This is a genomic window from Pseudarthrobacter sp. J1738 (assembly GCF_050490315.1).
Taxonomy (GTDB): domain Bacteria; phylum Actinomycetota; class Actinomycetes; order Actinomycetales; family Micrococcaceae; genus JBNPEO01.
This window is the reverse complement of sequence record NZ_JBNPEO010000007.1, coordinates 18,666-34,626: the sequence shown is the minus strand read 5'-3', so window position 1 is coordinate 34,626 and position 15,961 is coordinate 18,666. Positions and strand designations below refer to the sequence as shown.

General features: G+C 56.1%; 14 protein-coding genes. All 14 read left to right on the top strand.

Annotated elements, in window-relative coordinates:
- The first annotated feature begins 25 nt into the window (after window positions 1-25).
- The 14 genes from ACQR35_RS10235 (at window position 26) to ACQR35_RS10170 (ending at window position 15,936) form a co-directional block, all read left to right on the top strand.
- Entirely contained in the window at window positions 26-1,111 is a 1,086-nt protein-coding gene (locus ACQR35_RS10235; RefSeq protein WP_430267133.1) for a tRNA (adenine-N1)-methyltransferase, read from the top strand.
- A 126-nt stretch (window positions 1,112-1,237) separates the two neighbouring features.
- Window positions 1,238-2,971: a proteasome ATPase gene (gene arc, locus ACQR35_RS10230; RefSeq protein WP_430269967.1), complete on the top strand. Its 1,734-nt coding sequence runs from the start codon at window positions 1,238-1,240 to the stop codon at window positions 2,969-2,971.
- A 71-nt stretch (window positions 2,972-3,042) separates the two neighbouring features.
- Window positions 3,043-4,647 (top strand): depupylase/deamidase Dop, encoded by a 1,605-nt coding sequence (gene dop / locus ACQR35_RS10225; protein WP_430270019.1) that lies wholly within the window; start codon window positions 3,043-3,045, stop codon window positions 4,645-4,647.
- A 50-nt stretch (window positions 4,648-4,697) separates the two neighbouring features.
- Complete coding sequence (locus ACQR35_RS10220) at window positions 4,698-4,898, top strand: ubiquitin-like protein Pup (protein ID WP_430267135.1); 201 nt, start codon at window positions 4,698-4,700, stop codon at window positions 4,896-4,898.
- Between the two features lie 3 nt (window positions 4,899-4,901).
- Window positions 4,902-5,711 carry a proteasome subunit beta gene (gene prcB, locus ACQR35_RS10215; protein WP_430269966.1) on the top strand — a complete coding sequence of 270 codons (810 nt, stop codon included), beginning with the start codon at window positions 4,902-4,904 and terminating at the stop codon, window positions 5,709-5,711.
- Window positions 5,712-6,476 (top strand): proteasome subunit alpha, encoded by a 765-nt coding sequence (prcA, locus tag ACQR35_RS10210; protein WP_430267137.1) that lies wholly within the window; start codon window positions 5,712-5,714, stop codon window positions 6,474-6,476.
- A complete protein-coding gene (pafA, locus tag ACQR35_RS10205) occupies window positions 6,469-7,833 on the top strand; it encodes a Pup--protein ligase (RefSeq protein WP_430267138.1) in 1,365 nt (454 codons plus the stop codon). The genes prcA and pafA overlap by 8 nt, the downstream gene beginning before the upstream one ends.
- Before the next feature lie 110 nt (window positions 7,834-7,943).
- Entirely contained in the window at window positions 7,944-8,876 is a 933-nt protein-coding gene (locus ACQR35_RS10200; protein WP_430267139.1) for an FKBP-type peptidyl-prolyl cis-trans isomerase, read from the top strand.
- A gap of 46 nt (window positions 8,877-8,922) precedes the next feature.
- Window positions 8,923-9,318, top strand: a complete 396-nt coding sequence (locus ACQR35_RS10195; protein WP_430267140.1) for an FKBP-type peptidyl-prolyl cis-trans isomerase — start codon at window positions 8,923-8,925, stop codon at window positions 9,316-9,318.
- A 96-nt stretch (window positions 9,319-9,414) separates the two neighbouring features.
- Window positions 9,415-11,466, top strand: a complete 2,052-nt coding sequence (locus ACQR35_RS10190) for a helix-turn-helix transcriptional regulator (protein ID WP_430267141.1) — start codon at window positions 9,415-9,417, stop codon at window positions 11,464-11,466.
- Window positions 11,467-11,513: 47 nt separating this feature from the next.
- Window positions 11,514-11,864 carry a hypothetical protein gene (locus tag ACQR35_RS10185; RefSeq protein WP_430267142.1) on the top strand — a complete coding sequence of 117 codons (351 nt, stop codon included), beginning with the start codon at window positions 11,514-11,516 and terminating at the stop codon, window positions 11,862-11,864.
- A 32-nt stretch (window positions 11,865-11,896) separates the two neighbouring features.
- A complete protein-coding gene (tatA, locus tag ACQR35_RS10180; RefSeq protein ID WP_430267143.1) occupies window positions 11,897-12,178 on the top strand; it encodes a Sec-independent protein translocase subunit TatA in 282 nt (93 codons plus the stop codon).
- Between the two features lie 47 nt (window positions 12,179-12,225).
- A complete protein-coding gene (gene tatC, locus ACQR35_RS10175; protein ID WP_430267285.1) occupies window positions 12,226-13,020 on the top strand; it encodes a twin-arginine translocase subunit TatC in 795 nt (264 codons plus the stop codon).
- A gap of 24 nt (window positions 13,021-13,044) precedes the next feature.
- Window positions 13,045-15,936, top strand: a complete 2,892-nt coding sequence (locus ACQR35_RS10170; protein WP_430269965.1) for a DEAD/DEAH box helicase — start codon at window positions 13,045-13,047, stop codon at window positions 15,934-15,936.
- The last annotated feature ends 25 nt before the right edge of the window (window positions 15,937-15,961 follow it).

Below are 15,961 nucleotides of genomic sequence, written 5' to 3'. Positions count from 1 at the left end.
CTCAGCAAAGCAGCAAGGAACGTTTATGACCAGCGCCAGCGAAACCCCGGAATCCACCCACGAAACTGTGAGCGATTCGGCACCGGTGACAGGCACTCATCTGGCGTCCGGGAATTCCCGGGTTAGCACTGCAACTGGCGCTGCCCGCCGTCGTGGTCCGTTCCGCGAAGGCGAACGAGTTCAATTGACTGACGAACGCGGACGCATGAACACCATTTCCCTTGAGGTGGGTGGGGCCTTTCACACACACCGCGGCTTCTTGAACCACGACCTCATCATTGGTTCTCCGGACGGTTCTGTAGTCACCAACAATGTGGGCCAGCAGTACCAGGCCTTGCGGCCCCTGCTCAGTGACTTTGTACTGTCAATGCCTCGCGGTGCGGCAGTTGTGTACCCGAAAGATGCTGGTCAGATTGTCACCATGGCGGATATTTTCCCGGGTGCGCGCGTGGTCGAAGCTGGTGTTGGCTCAGGTGCATTGTCTATTTCTTTGCTGCGTGCCGTCGGCGATTCCGGGTACTTGCACTCTTTTGAGCGTCGCGAAGAATTCGCTGACATTGCCCGCGGGAACGTCGAAACCATTTTTGGTGGACCGCATCCGGCTTGGCAGATTTCCTTGGGTGATTTCCAAGACGAAGTCGTCAAAGCTGAAGCACCCGGCAGTGTTGACCGCGTTGTCCTAGACATGCTGGCCCCATGGGAATGCCTTGATGCAGTAGCCACAGTTCTGGCCCCGGGGGGCGTCTGGATTAACTACGTTGCCACCGTCACCCAGTTGTCCCGCACCGCTGAAGCCATCCGTGCCGATGGCCGCTTTACTGAGCCTGACGCATGGGAGTCCATGGTCCGCGGCTGGCACCTTGAAGGTTTGGCCGTCCGCCCGGACCACCGGATGGTAGCCCACACAGGCTTTTTGCTGGTGACGCGGCGCTTGGCAGACGGAGTCACTGGTATTGGTCTCAAACGCAGGCCATCCAAAACCGAATTCAGCGAAGAAGACTTGAATGCGTGGACACCAGCGAATGTGGGGGAGCGTCCGGTCTCTGACAAAAAACTTCGCCGTGCAGCTCGGGATGCGCAAGCCGGTACCAACGTTGTAGACGGAGACTAAAATAACTTGCTTTTTTGGGCATCCGTATGCTGACCGTCAGCGCCAGCATACGGACGCAGGGAAGCAACTGAGCGGCACCACGCGTTAGGGTCTATATAGGTACCCAAGTCGAGAGGCGCACACACCGTGAACGATGCTGCATCAGGAAACGATCCGAGCGCTGAAAACGCTGCCCAGTTGTCCGTGGCGGACCGGCAGGTCAACGTTCTTCGTGACAAGCTGCGTAGCCTAGACCGCCAACTAGCTGCGGCCACGGGAAACAACAGTAAGTTGGTGGCCACACTCGAGGCCGCACGCACCGAGATTCAACGTCTCAAAGCAGCCCTTGAGCAAGATGGCCAACCCCCTTACACCTTTGCCACCGTCCTGCAAGTAAACCCACGTTCTGCAGCTGGAATTGGCAAGGCCGCCACCGAAGAAAGTGTTGACGTGTTCAACGCTGGTCGCAAAATTCGGGTGGGCATCAGTCCACTCTTGAACATTGCACAGCTCGGCGCGGGCCAAGAGGTACTTCTTAATGAAGCCCTCGTCATCGTGGCTGCTCTCGGTTATGAACGCGCCGGCGACATCGTCACTGTCAAAGAGCTACTTGGCAAAGACCGCGCGCTTGTTGTTGGCCGCACCGACGATGAAAAAGTGGTTCGGATTTCCGCAGCGCTGCAGAGTGTAGGTGTTCGTGTGGGAGACGCACTCTCACTGGAAACTCGGACCGGGTATGCCCTCGAGAAGATCCCACGCTCCGAAGTGGAAAATTTGGTGTTGGAGGAAGTCCCGGACATTTCCTACGAGGACATCGGTGGGCTTGGTCCGCAGATCGAGCAAATCCGGGACGCCGTTGAGCTGCCCTTTTTGCACCCGGAACTATACCGCGAGCACGGACTCAAAGCGCCCAAGGGAATTCTGCTCTACGGCCCGCCTGGTTGCGGCAAAACACTCATTGCCAAAGCAGTGGCGAACTCGTTGGCGGCCCGGGCTGCAGAACGTGCCGGTACAGCAGACCTCAAGAGCTATTTCTTGAACATCAAGGGCCCTGAGCTCCTCGATAAATACGTGGGCGAAACCGAACGGCACATCCGCTCCATCTTTGCCCGAGCTCGGGAAAAGGCTTCAGACGGCAGCCCCGTTGTGGTGTTTTTTGACGAAATGGATTCGCTCTTCCGCACCCGCGGAACCGGTGTCTCCTCCGACGTCGAAACCACCATTGTTCCGCAACTTCTGAGCGAAATTGACGGTGTTGAACGTCTGGACAATGTCATTGTTATTGGTGCGTCCAACCGTGAAGACATGATTGATCCAGCCATCCTGCGCCCGGGACGATTGGACGTCAAAGTCAAAATTCAACGGCCCGACGCAGAAGCTGCCGCGGACATTTTTGCCAAGTACGTGACCACTGATTTGCCCTTCCATGAGGCTGATCTTGCTGCGCACGGCGGCGATGCCCAAAGCACCGTTGATGACATGATCCAGCGCACCGTTGAATCCATGTATTCCACTGACAAGTCCAACGAGTACCTGGAGGTTACCTACGCCAACGGTGACACCGAAATGCTCTACTTCAAGGATTTCAACTCCGGTGCTGTGATCCAAAATGTGGTAGACCGGACCAAAAAGTACGCCATCAAGGACCTGCTCACAACCGGCCAACGTGGTATCCGGATAGAGCATTTCCTCCGCGCTGTGGTGGACGAATTCCGTGAACACGAAGACATGCCCAACACCACCAATCCTGATGACTGGGCACGAATCTCCGGCAAAAAGGGCGAACGTATCACCTACATCCGCACCATTGTTCAGGGTAAAGGCGGTCAGGAGCCGGGGAAGACTATCGAAACTACAGCCAACACCGGGCAGTACTTGTGACCAACAGTTCCGCCGCCGCTGAGTTTGCAGCAAGCGCATCTTCACTGCCTGTAGGCGGCGCGGTGCGCGTGATGGGCTCTGAAACCGAGTACGGCATTCATGCGCCAACAGCGCCGTACTCGAACGCCACCATGATGTCTGCCCGGGTAGTGCAGGCTTACGCGAAGATCTCGCGCGAGCACGCCTCCAGTCGTGCAGCCCAACGTGCGGGGACTGCGTGGGACTATGCAGACGAGAGTCCTCTGCATGATGCTCGTGGCTACACGATGGCTCGAGAAGACGCAGACCCAAGTCAGCTCACTGATCAACCGCCGGTGCTAGATGCCACGGCTGTGGCGATGGCTCATGGACGTCCCGGCCTGGAGCAAGATGGATCTGACCCACAGGGTGAGTTGTTGATGAACATGGTTTTGGCCAATGGCGCACGCTTGTACGTTGACCATGCGCATCCGGAGTATTCCAGCCCAGAGGTTACTAACCCCTTGGACGCGGTCCGGTGGGATGCCGCCGGTGACCTTGTAGCTTTGGCAGCTGTCCGTTCACTGGCCGCTGATCCTGAGCTGCCAGCGATCAACCTCTACAAAAACAACACAGACAACAAAGCCGTTTCCTATGGTTCGCACGAGAACTATTTGATGCCCCGAAGTGTGCCGTTCAGCAAAATCGTTGAGGGTCTCACACCTTTTTTTGTTACTCGCCAGGTGATGTGTGGTGCCGGACGTGTAGGTGTGGGTTTGGAACCGGTGGAATCCGGTTTCCAATTGAGTCAGCGGGCAGATTTTTTTGAAGCGGAAGTTGGACTTGAAACCACCATCCGTAGGCCGATCATCAATACGCGCGATGAGCCGCATGCAACAGCCGAAAAGTACCGCCGGCTCCATGTCATCATTGGTGATGCCAATCTGTCCCAGGTGGCTAACTACCTAAAATTTGGCACAACGGCCATGGTTCTGAGCCTTATTGAGGCAGACCGCGCCCCTAAGATTCAGGTTTACGAGCCCGTTCAGGAACTGCAAGAAGTCAGCCACAACACATCCTTGACGCATGCCGTCAGACTCATTGATGGCAGGCGGTTGACCGGGATCGAAATTCAACGGATCTACCTTGAAGCTGCGCAGAAATTGGCTAATGACACCGGTGTTGGTGCTGTACAGGGTGGCGATGGACACACACATCGGGTTCTGCAGCTCTGGGAATCAACGCTTGATTTGTTAGAGACTGACGCTCAGGCAGCCGCAGGTCGAGTTGAGTGGCTCGCGAAGTTACAAATCCTAGAAGGGTACCGGGAACGGGATGGACTCGGTTGGGATGATCCCCGCATTGCTTTGATTGATCTGCAGTGGTCTGACATTCGGCCAGAACGCGGTTTGTACCATCGGCTCGCGCAACGTGGGCGGATGGAAAAACTCGTGGACGCCGCCGCTATCGCGGTTGCCGTCACAGAGCCGCCGGGAGATACCCGTGCATTTTTCCGGGGCAAGTGCGTCAGCCAATTCGCTGAAAGTGTGGTCGGTGCGAGCTGGGACTCGGTGATTTTTGATGTGAACGGACGCTTACGGCTCCAACGCATCCCGATCCTCGAACCGCTACGGGGGACTGAGGCACTGACCGGGCAACTTTTTAGGGATCATCAAGATCCGGAAAACTTCCTCTCTGCGCTCTTAGGAAGCAGATAATGTAGCTAAGACCTTTTCCGCATTTGTTGGAACAACACGAAGGAACTGACATGGCAGCCCAGGAACAGCATCGTCCTAACGCACGGCAAGATGAAGAGGTTCAGGAACCCGCACCCGTAGCACCCGCCGTTTCCGCCCAAACGTCTGAGGCCACCCAAGGTGTCGACGATCTCCTAGACGAGATCGACGGCGTTTTGGAGACTAACGCTGAAGAGTTTGTTCGCGCGTTTGTGCAAAAGGGTGGTCAGTAACTCTTGTCTGAGGGGATCATCCGGGCGGTAGGTGCGGCGGCGACGTCGTCCTTTTCTGAGTACCTAGCTCAATCACGGCCTGATCTGTTGCCCTATGGCCAACAGTTGCCGGCCGGTGTGGTGCCGCCCGTTCCCCATGCGACAACGATTGTTGCTCTGGCATTTGCCGGCGGTGTGCTGATGGCGGGGGACCGCAGGGCCACCATGGGAAACGTGATCGCGAGCCGAAATATTGAGAAAGTTTTTCCAGCCGATCAATACTCAGTCCTTGGAATTGCTGGCACTGCTGGCATCGCTATTGACATCACCAAGTTGTTCCAAGTTGAGCTGGAACATTACGAGAAGATCGAGGGCGCACTTCTCAGCCTTGAAGGCAAGGCGAATCGTTTAGGAGCCATGATTCGCAGCAACTTGCCCATGGCTTTGCAGGGCATGGCTGTTGTGCCGCTGTTCGCTGGCTTTGATACCACCTTGGGCGTTGGGCGTTTATTCTCCTATGACGTTACGGGCGGCCGCTATGAAGAGGTTGAACATCATAGCGTTGGTTCAGGTTCAGTATTTGCCCGCGGCGCCCTGAAGAAGCTCTGGCAGCCCAACTTAGATGAGGCCCATGCCGTTCGGGTTGCCGTCGAAGCCCTATACGACGCCGCCGATGACGACTCAGCCACCGGGGGACCGGATGTTGTTCGTAAATTGTGGCCGGTTGTTTACACGGTGAATCGACAAGGTGCTCGGCGGGTCACCGATCATGAACTTGCAGAGGTTGCAGCAGCGGTACTAAGCGACCGTGCGGCTGCCGGGCGGGAGGCTTAGATGTCACAGCAGTTTTATGTTTCGCCCGAACAGCTAATGAAAGACCGCGCTGACTTTGCGCGGAAGGGTATTGCTCGCGGACGATCAGTGGTGGTAATCAGTTGCACCGAAGGTATTGCGTTAGTCGCTGAGAACCCCTCACCATCGCTGCACAAGATCGGTGAGATTTACGACAAAATCGCTTTTGCTGCGGTTGGCAAGTACAACGAGTTTGAAAGTTTGCGTCAAGCCGGTGTGCGTTACGCGGACGTTCGCGGATATTCATACGACCGTGCAGACGTTACTGCCCGAGGCCTCGCAAGCGTTTACGCGCAAAGTCTGGGCACCGTTTTCACTGCCGAGCACAAACCCTTTGAGGTAGAGCTTGCAGTGGCTGAAGTGGGCCGCCACCAAGGTGATGACCATCTATTTCGCCTGAACTTTGACGGTTCCATTGCAGATGAAACGGACTTTGTAGCCATGGGCGGGCAAGCCGATGTTGTGTCTGCCGCTCTGGCTCAGGCATGGCGGCCGGACCTCGATTTTTCTGCTGCGCTGTCATTGGCTGTCAATGCTCTGCTCACCGATCGCGAGGGCGAAGAGCTCACGTCGGCTTCCTTGGAAGTGGCGCTTTTGGAACGGAACTCAGAATCGGTTCGTGGCACCCGGCGAGCGTTTAGACGTTTGCCAGCGGCCGACGTCGACCAACTTCTCAACGGAATTAGTGGCGCCGTTGGCGCAGCCGAAGAAACCGACAAACAGGTGGGTACAAACTCAGATGGATAGGCGTATTTTCGGCGTTGAAACCGAATTCGGAATCTCTTACTCGAGCCCAAACGGGCGTCCACTGGCGCCGGAAGAAGTAGCACGCTACTTGTTCCGCAAAGTGGTTAGTTGGGGAAGATCCTCCAACGTCTTCCTGACCAACGGCTCACGGCTCTATCTCGACGTCGGGTCCCATCCCGAATATGCCACGGCCGAGTGCGATGATTTGGCCCAATTGGTGGCCCATGACCGTGCCGGTGAGCTGATCCTCGAAGACCTGGTGATTGAGGCAGAACGCAAACTTGCTGCCGAAGGGTTCGACGGACAGGTTTACCTGTTCAAGAACAACACCGATTCCGCCGGGAACTCCTATGGGAGCCACGAGAACTATCTCATCCCTCGCAAAGGAGAGTTTGCCCGTTTGGCGGAAGTCCTGATTCCTTTTTTGGTGACTCGCCAATTGCTCGTCGGAGCAGGGAAAGTTCTAAAGACCCCGCATGGGGCCACCTACGCCTTTTCACAACGAGCAGACCACATTTGGGAAGGAATCTCCTCGGCAACAACGCGTTCGCGGCCCATCATTAATACCCGCGACGAGCCACATGCGGATGCAGAGTTCTACCGCCGGCTTCACGTCATCGTGGGCGACTCAAACATGTCTGAAACCACCACCATGCTCAAATTGGGCACGGTGGACCTCTTGTTGCGAATGGTTGAGCGCGGGACGATCATGCGGGACATGCGCTTGGAAAACCCCATCCGCAGCATCCGTGAGATTTCCCATGATCTCACCGGCCGGGCTCTGGTTCGCCTCGCCAATGGCCGTCAACTGACTGCCTTGCAGATCCAAGAAGAGTACTTTGCCAAAGTGTCCGATTTTGTGGCGGCGGAGGGTGCACACACCCCGCACGTTCCGCTCATTATGGACCTGTGGCGCCGGACCCTGGACGCCATCGCGAGCCAGAACACCAGCCAGATCGACACGGAAATTGACTGGGCTATCAAAAAGAAGCTCATCGATTCCTACGCTGCCCGGAATTCGATGGCCCTCGATGCCCCACGTATTGCTCAATTGGACTTGACCTACCATGACATTTCGCGCAAGCGCGGACTGTTCTACTTGCTCGAAAACCGAGGTGCCGCAAAACGCGTGGTCACGGACCAAGATGTTCAGGCTGCAGTGGACACACCGCCACAAACCACCAGGGCAAAATTGCGGGGTGAGTTTGTCCGCCGGGCCCAAGCTGCCGGTCGCGATTACACCGTCGATTGGGTGCATCTGAAGCTCAATGACCGGGTGCATCAAACCATCTTGTGTAAGGACCCATTTTTGAGCACCGATGAACGAGTTGACGCGATTTTGGAGTCCATAGGCTGATTTTCAGCTTCGTTCGGTACCCTTGTCTGGGCAGTCTGCTGTCCCAGAACGTTGCTGCAGTGCTGTGAGCACGTGGCGGCAACCCCTATCGTCGAAACGAAAGTTTTCTTGTGCGCCGACTTTTATCCATAGTGATCCCTACCGCCTTGCTGCTTACAGCGTGTGGTGGTCAGGCGTCGACTCCGGAACCAACTAGCCAAACGTCCGGTGACATCTCCAAGCTTGATTCGCTCAAGCTAACTGATCAGGGAGACAAAAAAGCACCGAAGGTTGAGTTCAAAACTCCGCTGGAGGTCACTCAACCCACCATCAAGGTTGTTAAGGAAGGCTCTGGCGATAAGGTCAAAGCCAACCAAGTTGCCGACGTGAGCCTATTAGCGCTGAGCGGCAAGGACGCCTCTGTCCTTGAGGACACCTACCCAGACGAAACCAAGACGCAAAAGGTTGATCTCAGCGACGAGATGAAATCCGGCAATTCGGTGGTCTACAACGCATTTGTTGGTGCCAAGATTGGCTCCGAGCTTGCCTACGCAGTGCCGGGCACCGCGACTTCCACACAGGCTGCAGGTCCTACTCAGATTTTGGTTATTAAGATCCTGAGCGCCAAGGATTCCCCGAAGCCTTTGGAGAAGCCTGAGGGTGATACCGTAACGCCGCCCGCTGGTTTGCCAAAGGTAACTTCCGATGCCAAGGGCGTTCCGAGCATCGATGTAAAGGGAGTAGCTAAGCCCACCAAACTCATTGCTCAAGACCTCATCAAGGGCAAGGGTGCGGTGGTCAAGGACACTGACACCATCGTCGCTAACTACCGCGGTGTAAACCTCTCCGACGGTGTCACTTTTGATTCAAGCTTTGAGCGCGGGCAGACCGCTAGCTTCGCTTTGAACCAGGTCATCAAGGGTTGGAGCCAAGGCCTAGCCGGTAAGACGGTTGGTTCACGTGTTCTTCTGGTGGTCCCGAAGGATCTCGCTTACGGTGACACAGCCCAAGGTAAGGCGAAGGGCGATCTAGTCTTCGTCGTCGATATCCTTGGTGTGAAGTAACCCTTATATCCCCTTTTTCTCACTAGCCAATCTCTAAGGAGTAGCCATGTCTTTTGGTCAGCGCGACTACGACCGCACCAAACCGGAAATTGATTTCCCCGAGGGTGACGTTCCTAGCGAACTAGTAATTACCGATCTCATCGAGGGCGACGGTCGCGAAGCACAAGCAGGCGACACCGTCTCCACGCATTACGTTGGCGTTGCCTGGTCCACCGGAGAAGAGTTTGACTCCTCTTGGGGCCGTGGAGCACCTTTAGACTTCCGCGTAGGCGTTGGTCAGGTTATCCAAGGCTGGGACCAGGGCCTTTTGGGCATGAAAGTTGGCGGCCGCCGTCGCCTTGAGATCCCCTCCGAGCTGGCTTACGGCTCGCGCGGTGCCGGTGGAGCCATTGGCCCCAACGAGGCATTGATCTTTGTGGTTGATTTGGTGAACGTTCGCTAAGTAAACCTTTAGAACTCAGCGCGGCCGGAAGCTGAAAATCATCAGCATCCGGCCGCGCTTTTCGTTTCCCAGCCTGCACTGAGTACCCTAAGGAACGTGTCAGCAGCCAAGACCGAACGCCTCCTCAAATTACTCATTGCGTTACTCAGCACAAAGTACGGGTACACGCGTGAATATCTGCGCCGTAAGCTCTACGCCGAGGCGAGCTCGGAAGAAGCATTTTTGCGAATGTTTGAGCGAGACAAAAGTGATCTTCGAACTATGGGTATTCCCATTGAAATCATCGGCGACGCGGGCATGCAGGGCGAAGAGTCTGAGGCCACAAAGTACCGTATCCGCCAAGACCAGTACCGTTTGCCTGATGTTACTTTCACGGCCCAGGAACGTTCAGTATTGGTACTCGCAGCTCAACTGTGGGAACAAGCTTCCCTAGGCCAAGCTGCCCTTAGCGCCGTACAAAAAATTGCCGGCGGTCTTCCCGCTACCAACACGTCGTCGGAGCCTGAGGAGGCGGAGACGGCCTCGGCTGTTCTTCCTCGCATTCGTACCGCTGGCCCAGCGTTCGACGCCGTGATGACGGCAATGCGCGGTCACTACGCCATCACATTTGCTTACCGCAGCCGCGGCAGCGAAGACGTTAAACAGCGAATGGTGGAACCGTGGGGGCTCGGCAATCGATTCGGGCAGTGGTACCTCGTGGGCCGCGACGTTCAGGTGGGGGAGCAGCGGACTTTTAGGCTCTCCCGCATGGCCTCTGCCGTAACCTCAAAGCCGAACGTCAATTTCCTGCCGCCGGAGAACTTTGACGTGACGGTGGCGCTAGATCAGATGGAGGAACTGCCTGCCATCACTGCCACCGTTGCCGTAGCACCGGCTAAGGCACTGGCTCTCCGTAACCGTGCGCTGAGCGCCACTGAGAGTATTCCTTCAGGACAGCGGCCAGCGGCTGGCTCACAGCCGGGCGCAACGGACTTGGTTTGGGAAGAACTCCAGCTAGAGTACCGAGACCACGAAGTCTTCGCCGAAGAACTCGCTGCTTTGGGCCCCAATGTAAGGGTTCTAGAACCTGCGCCTTTGCGGGCGGCTACCGTCCGGCGTTTGAGTATGGCTCGGGCAGCGTCAATGACCAAGGCACCGAGTCCCGCAGCCTTCGCCGGCCTCAAGGCTGGCAGTGTTACTAGACGTACCCGAAGCAGTTCTGAAGAACGGCTAAAGCGCTTACTGGGTTTGGTGCCCTTTTTGGTACGAAATCCAGGAATGCACAAGCGGGACATCGCAGCGAACTTTGGCATCACTGAACAGGAGCTAGATGCTGATCTGAACATTGTGATGTGTTCTGGCTTGCCTGATGGGTATCACAACGATCTGATGGACGTGCAGTTCGATGATGGGCACGTCTATTTAGAGAATGCTGAAGAGCTGTCCAAACCTGTCCGCTTCACTATGGAAGAAGCCTGCGCGCTCTTGGTTGGTTTGGAATCTCTGAGCGGCCTACCGGGTTTGGCGGATCGCGAAGCCCTAGACTCAGCAACGGTGAAGCTCACCGAAGCAGCCGGGGACGTCGCCGCCCTGGCGCCAGCCGTTGAGGCTCGACTGACTCCAAGTGCCTCACCTGAAATCTTGGAACGCATCCAGAAGGGTCTTGGCGGCCGGCGTCAATTGAGACTGAAGTATTTGGTTCCTAGCCGGGACGAGGTCACAGAGCGCACCGTGGACCCCTTGCGCCTGATCTCTCAAGATGACTCTTGGTACCTTGAGGCTTGGTGCCACAGCGCTGAGGCAAACCGTAATTTCAAGCTGGAACGCCTTTTGAGCGTTGAGGTGACCGAGAAGCCCATCGCTACGCACTCACGCACTGACGATGGGTTTCCAGCCACGCTTTTTACCGCCCACGACACCGACCAGGTTGTTACGCTGGCGCTCAGTGATGCCGGCGCATGGCTGGCAGAGCACTATTACGCGGAGGCCACAGCTCCACTGCCCGATGGCGGACTTCTAGCTAACATTCGTGTTGCATCCACAGCGTGGCTACCCTCAGCTGTGGCCCAACATGGCGGTTCACTTCGCGTGGTGGAACCGGCGTCTGTGGCTGCACAGACGCTGGGATGGCTTGATGAATCAGTCCAGTTGTATCAATCCGAGCAATAGTCCAGCACCCATACAAGCGTGTGGATCGAGGAAGGTAGACTGCTCGAATGCCTTGGTGGTCATGGATTCTGTTGTGGGTAGCCCTTGTGGCTATCGCCTTGCTTATTTTTGTGGTGCTAGGCATTCGCTTGTTCCGCGGTTTTATGGCGTTACTTAAGGAGTTCGAGGAGTCCAGCGCAAAACTGGGAAACTTTTTGGACTCGCGCAGCGTTGAAGGCTCGTCTGATGATGCATCGGCGGAACGTCCCGGCTTGGGAATTTTCGCTGATCCGGATACTGTCAGGGCCGAATACCGCGCCGGCAAGGCAGAACGCCAAGAACTACGTCGGGTTAAACGTGTGGCCCGCAAAGTGGCGCGTCACCAACCGCGGACACTGCACGACATAGGTATGAGATAGACGTAGGATGTACGCAGAGGAAAGGACTTCCAATGGGACGACTCTTTGATGGCCCGTGGCCCATCGTAATTATTATCATCGTGGCACTATTGCTTTTTGCTGCCCCCAAGCTGCCCCAAATGGCACGCAGCCTGGGCCAGTCAATGCGCATCATGAAATCTGAAGTTAAGCAGATGAAGGATGAAGGCAAGAGCGAGACCAAGAGTGACGTAACTGATCCTGTTGAAGGCAAGATAGTTAACCACTCTGATGCTCCGACTCAGAACGGCAACACCAACGGCGGAACTGACGTCCCGCCGTCGAACCGCGCCTGACTCAAGTGGCAGTGACGAAGGGCCGAAAGTCCAACCCAGAGGGTCGTATGGCCCTCTGGGACCACCTCAAGGAACTTAAGAACCGGCTCATTAAAGCTGGCATCGGGATTATTCTCGGTGCCGTTGCTGGGTGGTTCCTTTATGATCCGGTGGTTAACAGTCTTTCGGACCCACTGATCAGGATTGCGGCGGAGTCTCACCGCACAGCGGTGTTGAACTTTGCCTCCGTAGCTTCGCCATTCGATTTTAAGATTCGAATCGCGATCCAAATTGGTTTGGTGATCTCCAGCCCCATCTGGATCTACCAAATCTGGGGATTTATCACCCCTGGTCTGACCAAAAAAGAACGCGGCTACTCGCTTGGTTTTATGGCCGCAGCTGTGCCTCTCTTTTTGACCGGTGTGTTCGTGGCTTGGACCGTTATCCCCACTGTGGTTCGTGCCTTGCTGCAATTCACTCCCCAGAACGGTGCTAACAACGTTGACGCCTCTGAGTACCTGACCTTTGCCACCCACATGCTCCTCTTTTTGGGCATCGCCTTCTTGGTGCCTGTGGTGCTCGTCGGTGTCAACATGGCAGGCATAGTTTCGGGACGAACCATTTTGAAATCTTGGCGCATCACTGTATTTCTGGTGTTTGTCCTGGCGGCCGTCGCCGCTCCTGGTGCCGACGCCCTATCCATGTTTATGTTGGCCGGACCGCTTTTGATTCTCTTTTTTGCTGCCATCGGCCTGTGCATTATCAACGACAAACGCCGTGCAGCACGTGTGGCCAAGGCGCAGCAAGAGTCAGACGCCACTGCAGATATTGCCACGCCATTGCAGGATCTGGAGAACCTCTAGGCCTACGGCTATTAGGCTGGAAGTATGTCATCACCATCGGAGACTTTCTCGCCGTCCCAACGATACGAAGCGGCGGCCAAGAGACAAGAGATGGCACGCACCAAAGTTGGACAATTTGCGTCCACTCTTGAGTTTGCCTTGGACGATTTTCAGCTCAAGGCCTGCCAGTCCCTTGAAGCGGGCAGGGGAGTGCTCGTTGCTGCTCCCACCGGGGCCGGAAAAACAATTGTTGGCGAATTCGCCATCTACTTGGCGCTAGAACGCGGGCTGAAGGCGTTTTACACCACTCCCATCAAAGCCCTGAGTAACCAGAAGTTCACAGAGCTCGGCGCCAAATACGGGATTGAAAATGTAGGTTTGCTCACCGGCGACACGAACATCAACAGTGACGCACCGGTGGTGGTCATGACCACTGAAGTTCTGCGCAATATGCTCTACGCCGGTTCAGAGGCTCTCGATGACTTGGGCTACGTGGTGATGGATGAAGTCCACTATCTCGCTGACCGATTCCGTGGTGCAGTGTGGGAAGAAGTCATCATCCACTTACCCACAGAGGTCCAACTTGCCTCGTTGAGCGCCACCGTTTCTAACGCTGAAGAATTTGGCGCATGGCTAGATACCGTGCGCGGTGATACTGACGTGATTGTCTCTGAAACGCGCCCAGTGCCCTTGTGGCAACACGTGATGGTGGGCAAAGAAGTTGTAGACCTGTTTGGGACCGATACCCCCTTTGACGAGGTAGCGCCAACGGGCCCGGCCATCGATTCGAAAACTACATCAGAAGACGTTAAAGACCGTTTTGTAGTCAATCCGGAATTGCTCAAAATGGCCCGGAATGAAACGCAGATGAACCACCGTGGCCGCTTTGGTCATGGCGGACGGAGCCGGCGCCAGCAAGATCGGCAGAACCGCTACAAACAAAGCAACATTTCAGGGCAGGAGCAGCGCAGCCCCGTTCGCCGTGCCACACGCCCACAGATTGTGGCCAGCCTAGACCGCCAAAACTTACTACCCGCTATCAGCTTTATTTTCTCCCGCGCAGCTTGCGACGCAGCTGTAGAACAGTGTGTAGCTGCTAATTTATGGCTCACTACAGAGCGTGAGCAACAAATTATTGCTTCAAGAGTAGATGAGGCTGCCCAGGAGATTCCTTCAGATGACCTAGACGTCCTTGGCTTTTGGGGATGGCGCGAGGGCCTGCTGCGCGGAATCGCCGCACACCACGCTGGGATGTTGCCAACCTTTAAGGAAGTCGTCGAGAAACTCTTTGCCGACAACCTCGTGAAGTTGGTTTATGCCACGGAGACCCTCGCGCTCGGCGTTAATATGCCAGCCCGCACGGTGATTCTGGAAAAGCTCGAGAAATACAACGGCGAAGCGCATGTGAACATCACAGCGGGGGAGTACACGCAGCTGACCGGCCGTGCGGGCAGGCGAGGGATCGACGTTGAAGGTCACGCGGTTGTTCTATGGCAGCCTGGCACGGATCCCACCGCGGTGGCTGGTTTGGCCTCTCGCCGTACCTATCCACTGAACTCGAGCTTCCGCCCCACTTACAACATGAGTATCAACCTCATTGCACAGTTTGGTAGGCCACGAGCGCGCGAAATATTGGAATCCTCCTTTGCCCAGTTCCAAGCTGACCGCTCAGTCGTAGGTTTGGCCCGGCAGGTGCGTAGCCGCGAAGAATCGTTGGCCGGTTACGAAAAATCCATGACCTGCCATCTGGGTGATTTCAGCGAGTACTCCAAACTTCGCCGTGATCTCTCGGATCTTGAGAACGGTGCCTCCAAGGTCAACAATCGGATGAAAAAGTCTCTGATTGATGATTCACTCACCCGTCTGATGCCGGGGGACGTGATAGACATTCCGCACGGAAAAAACGCTGGTGTCGCCGTCGTTCTTAACGCTGACTTTAATGCTCGGGAACCGCGGCCCGCCGTCCTTACGGCGGACCACCAATTGCGCCGGATTGGCTTTCAGGACCTCGACGCCCCCGTCACCCCCATTTTCACGGTCCGGATATCCAAGTCGTTTAACGCTAAATCTCCCAAGGATCGGCGCGACCTTGCTTCAGCGGTTCGTAACGGCTTGCGCGAGCGTCCGGACCAGGAAAAGCGCCGTAAGCCCCGGAGCCAATACGCCTTTGCTGATGGTCTTGCAGACACCGAGCAGAAGATCGTCGCACTTCGCAAGCAGCTGCGCCAGCATCCTTGCCATGCGTGCGCCGAACGCGAAGACCACGCGCGTTGGGCGGAGCGCTGGTGGAAGTTGCGCCGCGAGACTGACACGCTGGTCCGGCAAATTCAGGGACGGACAAACACCATTGCCCGCACTTTCGACCGTGTTTGTGACGTTTTGACCCGTTACGAATACTTGGTCACGGACGACTCCGGCAAAGTCACCATAAGTGCCGAAGGTGCGAGTCTGCGCCGCATTTACGGTGAGAAGGATTTGCTTATCTCCCAGTCGATCCGGCACGGCGCATTCGACGATGTTGACGCCCATGAGCTTGCCGCACTGGCGAGCGTTATGGTTTACCAAGCCAAGCGCGAAGAGCGCGGTATGCGGCCAAAGATGCCCAGCGTTTCACTTGAATCGGCAGTGGACGTGGTGGTCCGGGAATGGTCAATGCTTGAAGACGTCGAAGAGCGCAATAAGCTGCCGTTAACGAGCGAACCCGAGCTCGGTTTGGTGTGGCCCATTTTTAAGTGGTCCAAGGGCCGGCACCTGCTCGAAGTTCTCAAAGGCACCGAATTAGCTGCTGGGGACTTTGTGCGTTGGGTCAAACAAGTTATTGACCTCTTGGACCAGCTGGCAAAGGTGCCAGGCATTGACGACCGTTTGCACCGATTGTGCAAAGAGGCCATCCGAAATTTGCGACGTGGCGTAGTGGCCTACTCCGCTGTCGCGTAACCGATCATTGGCCCGTCCAATGATG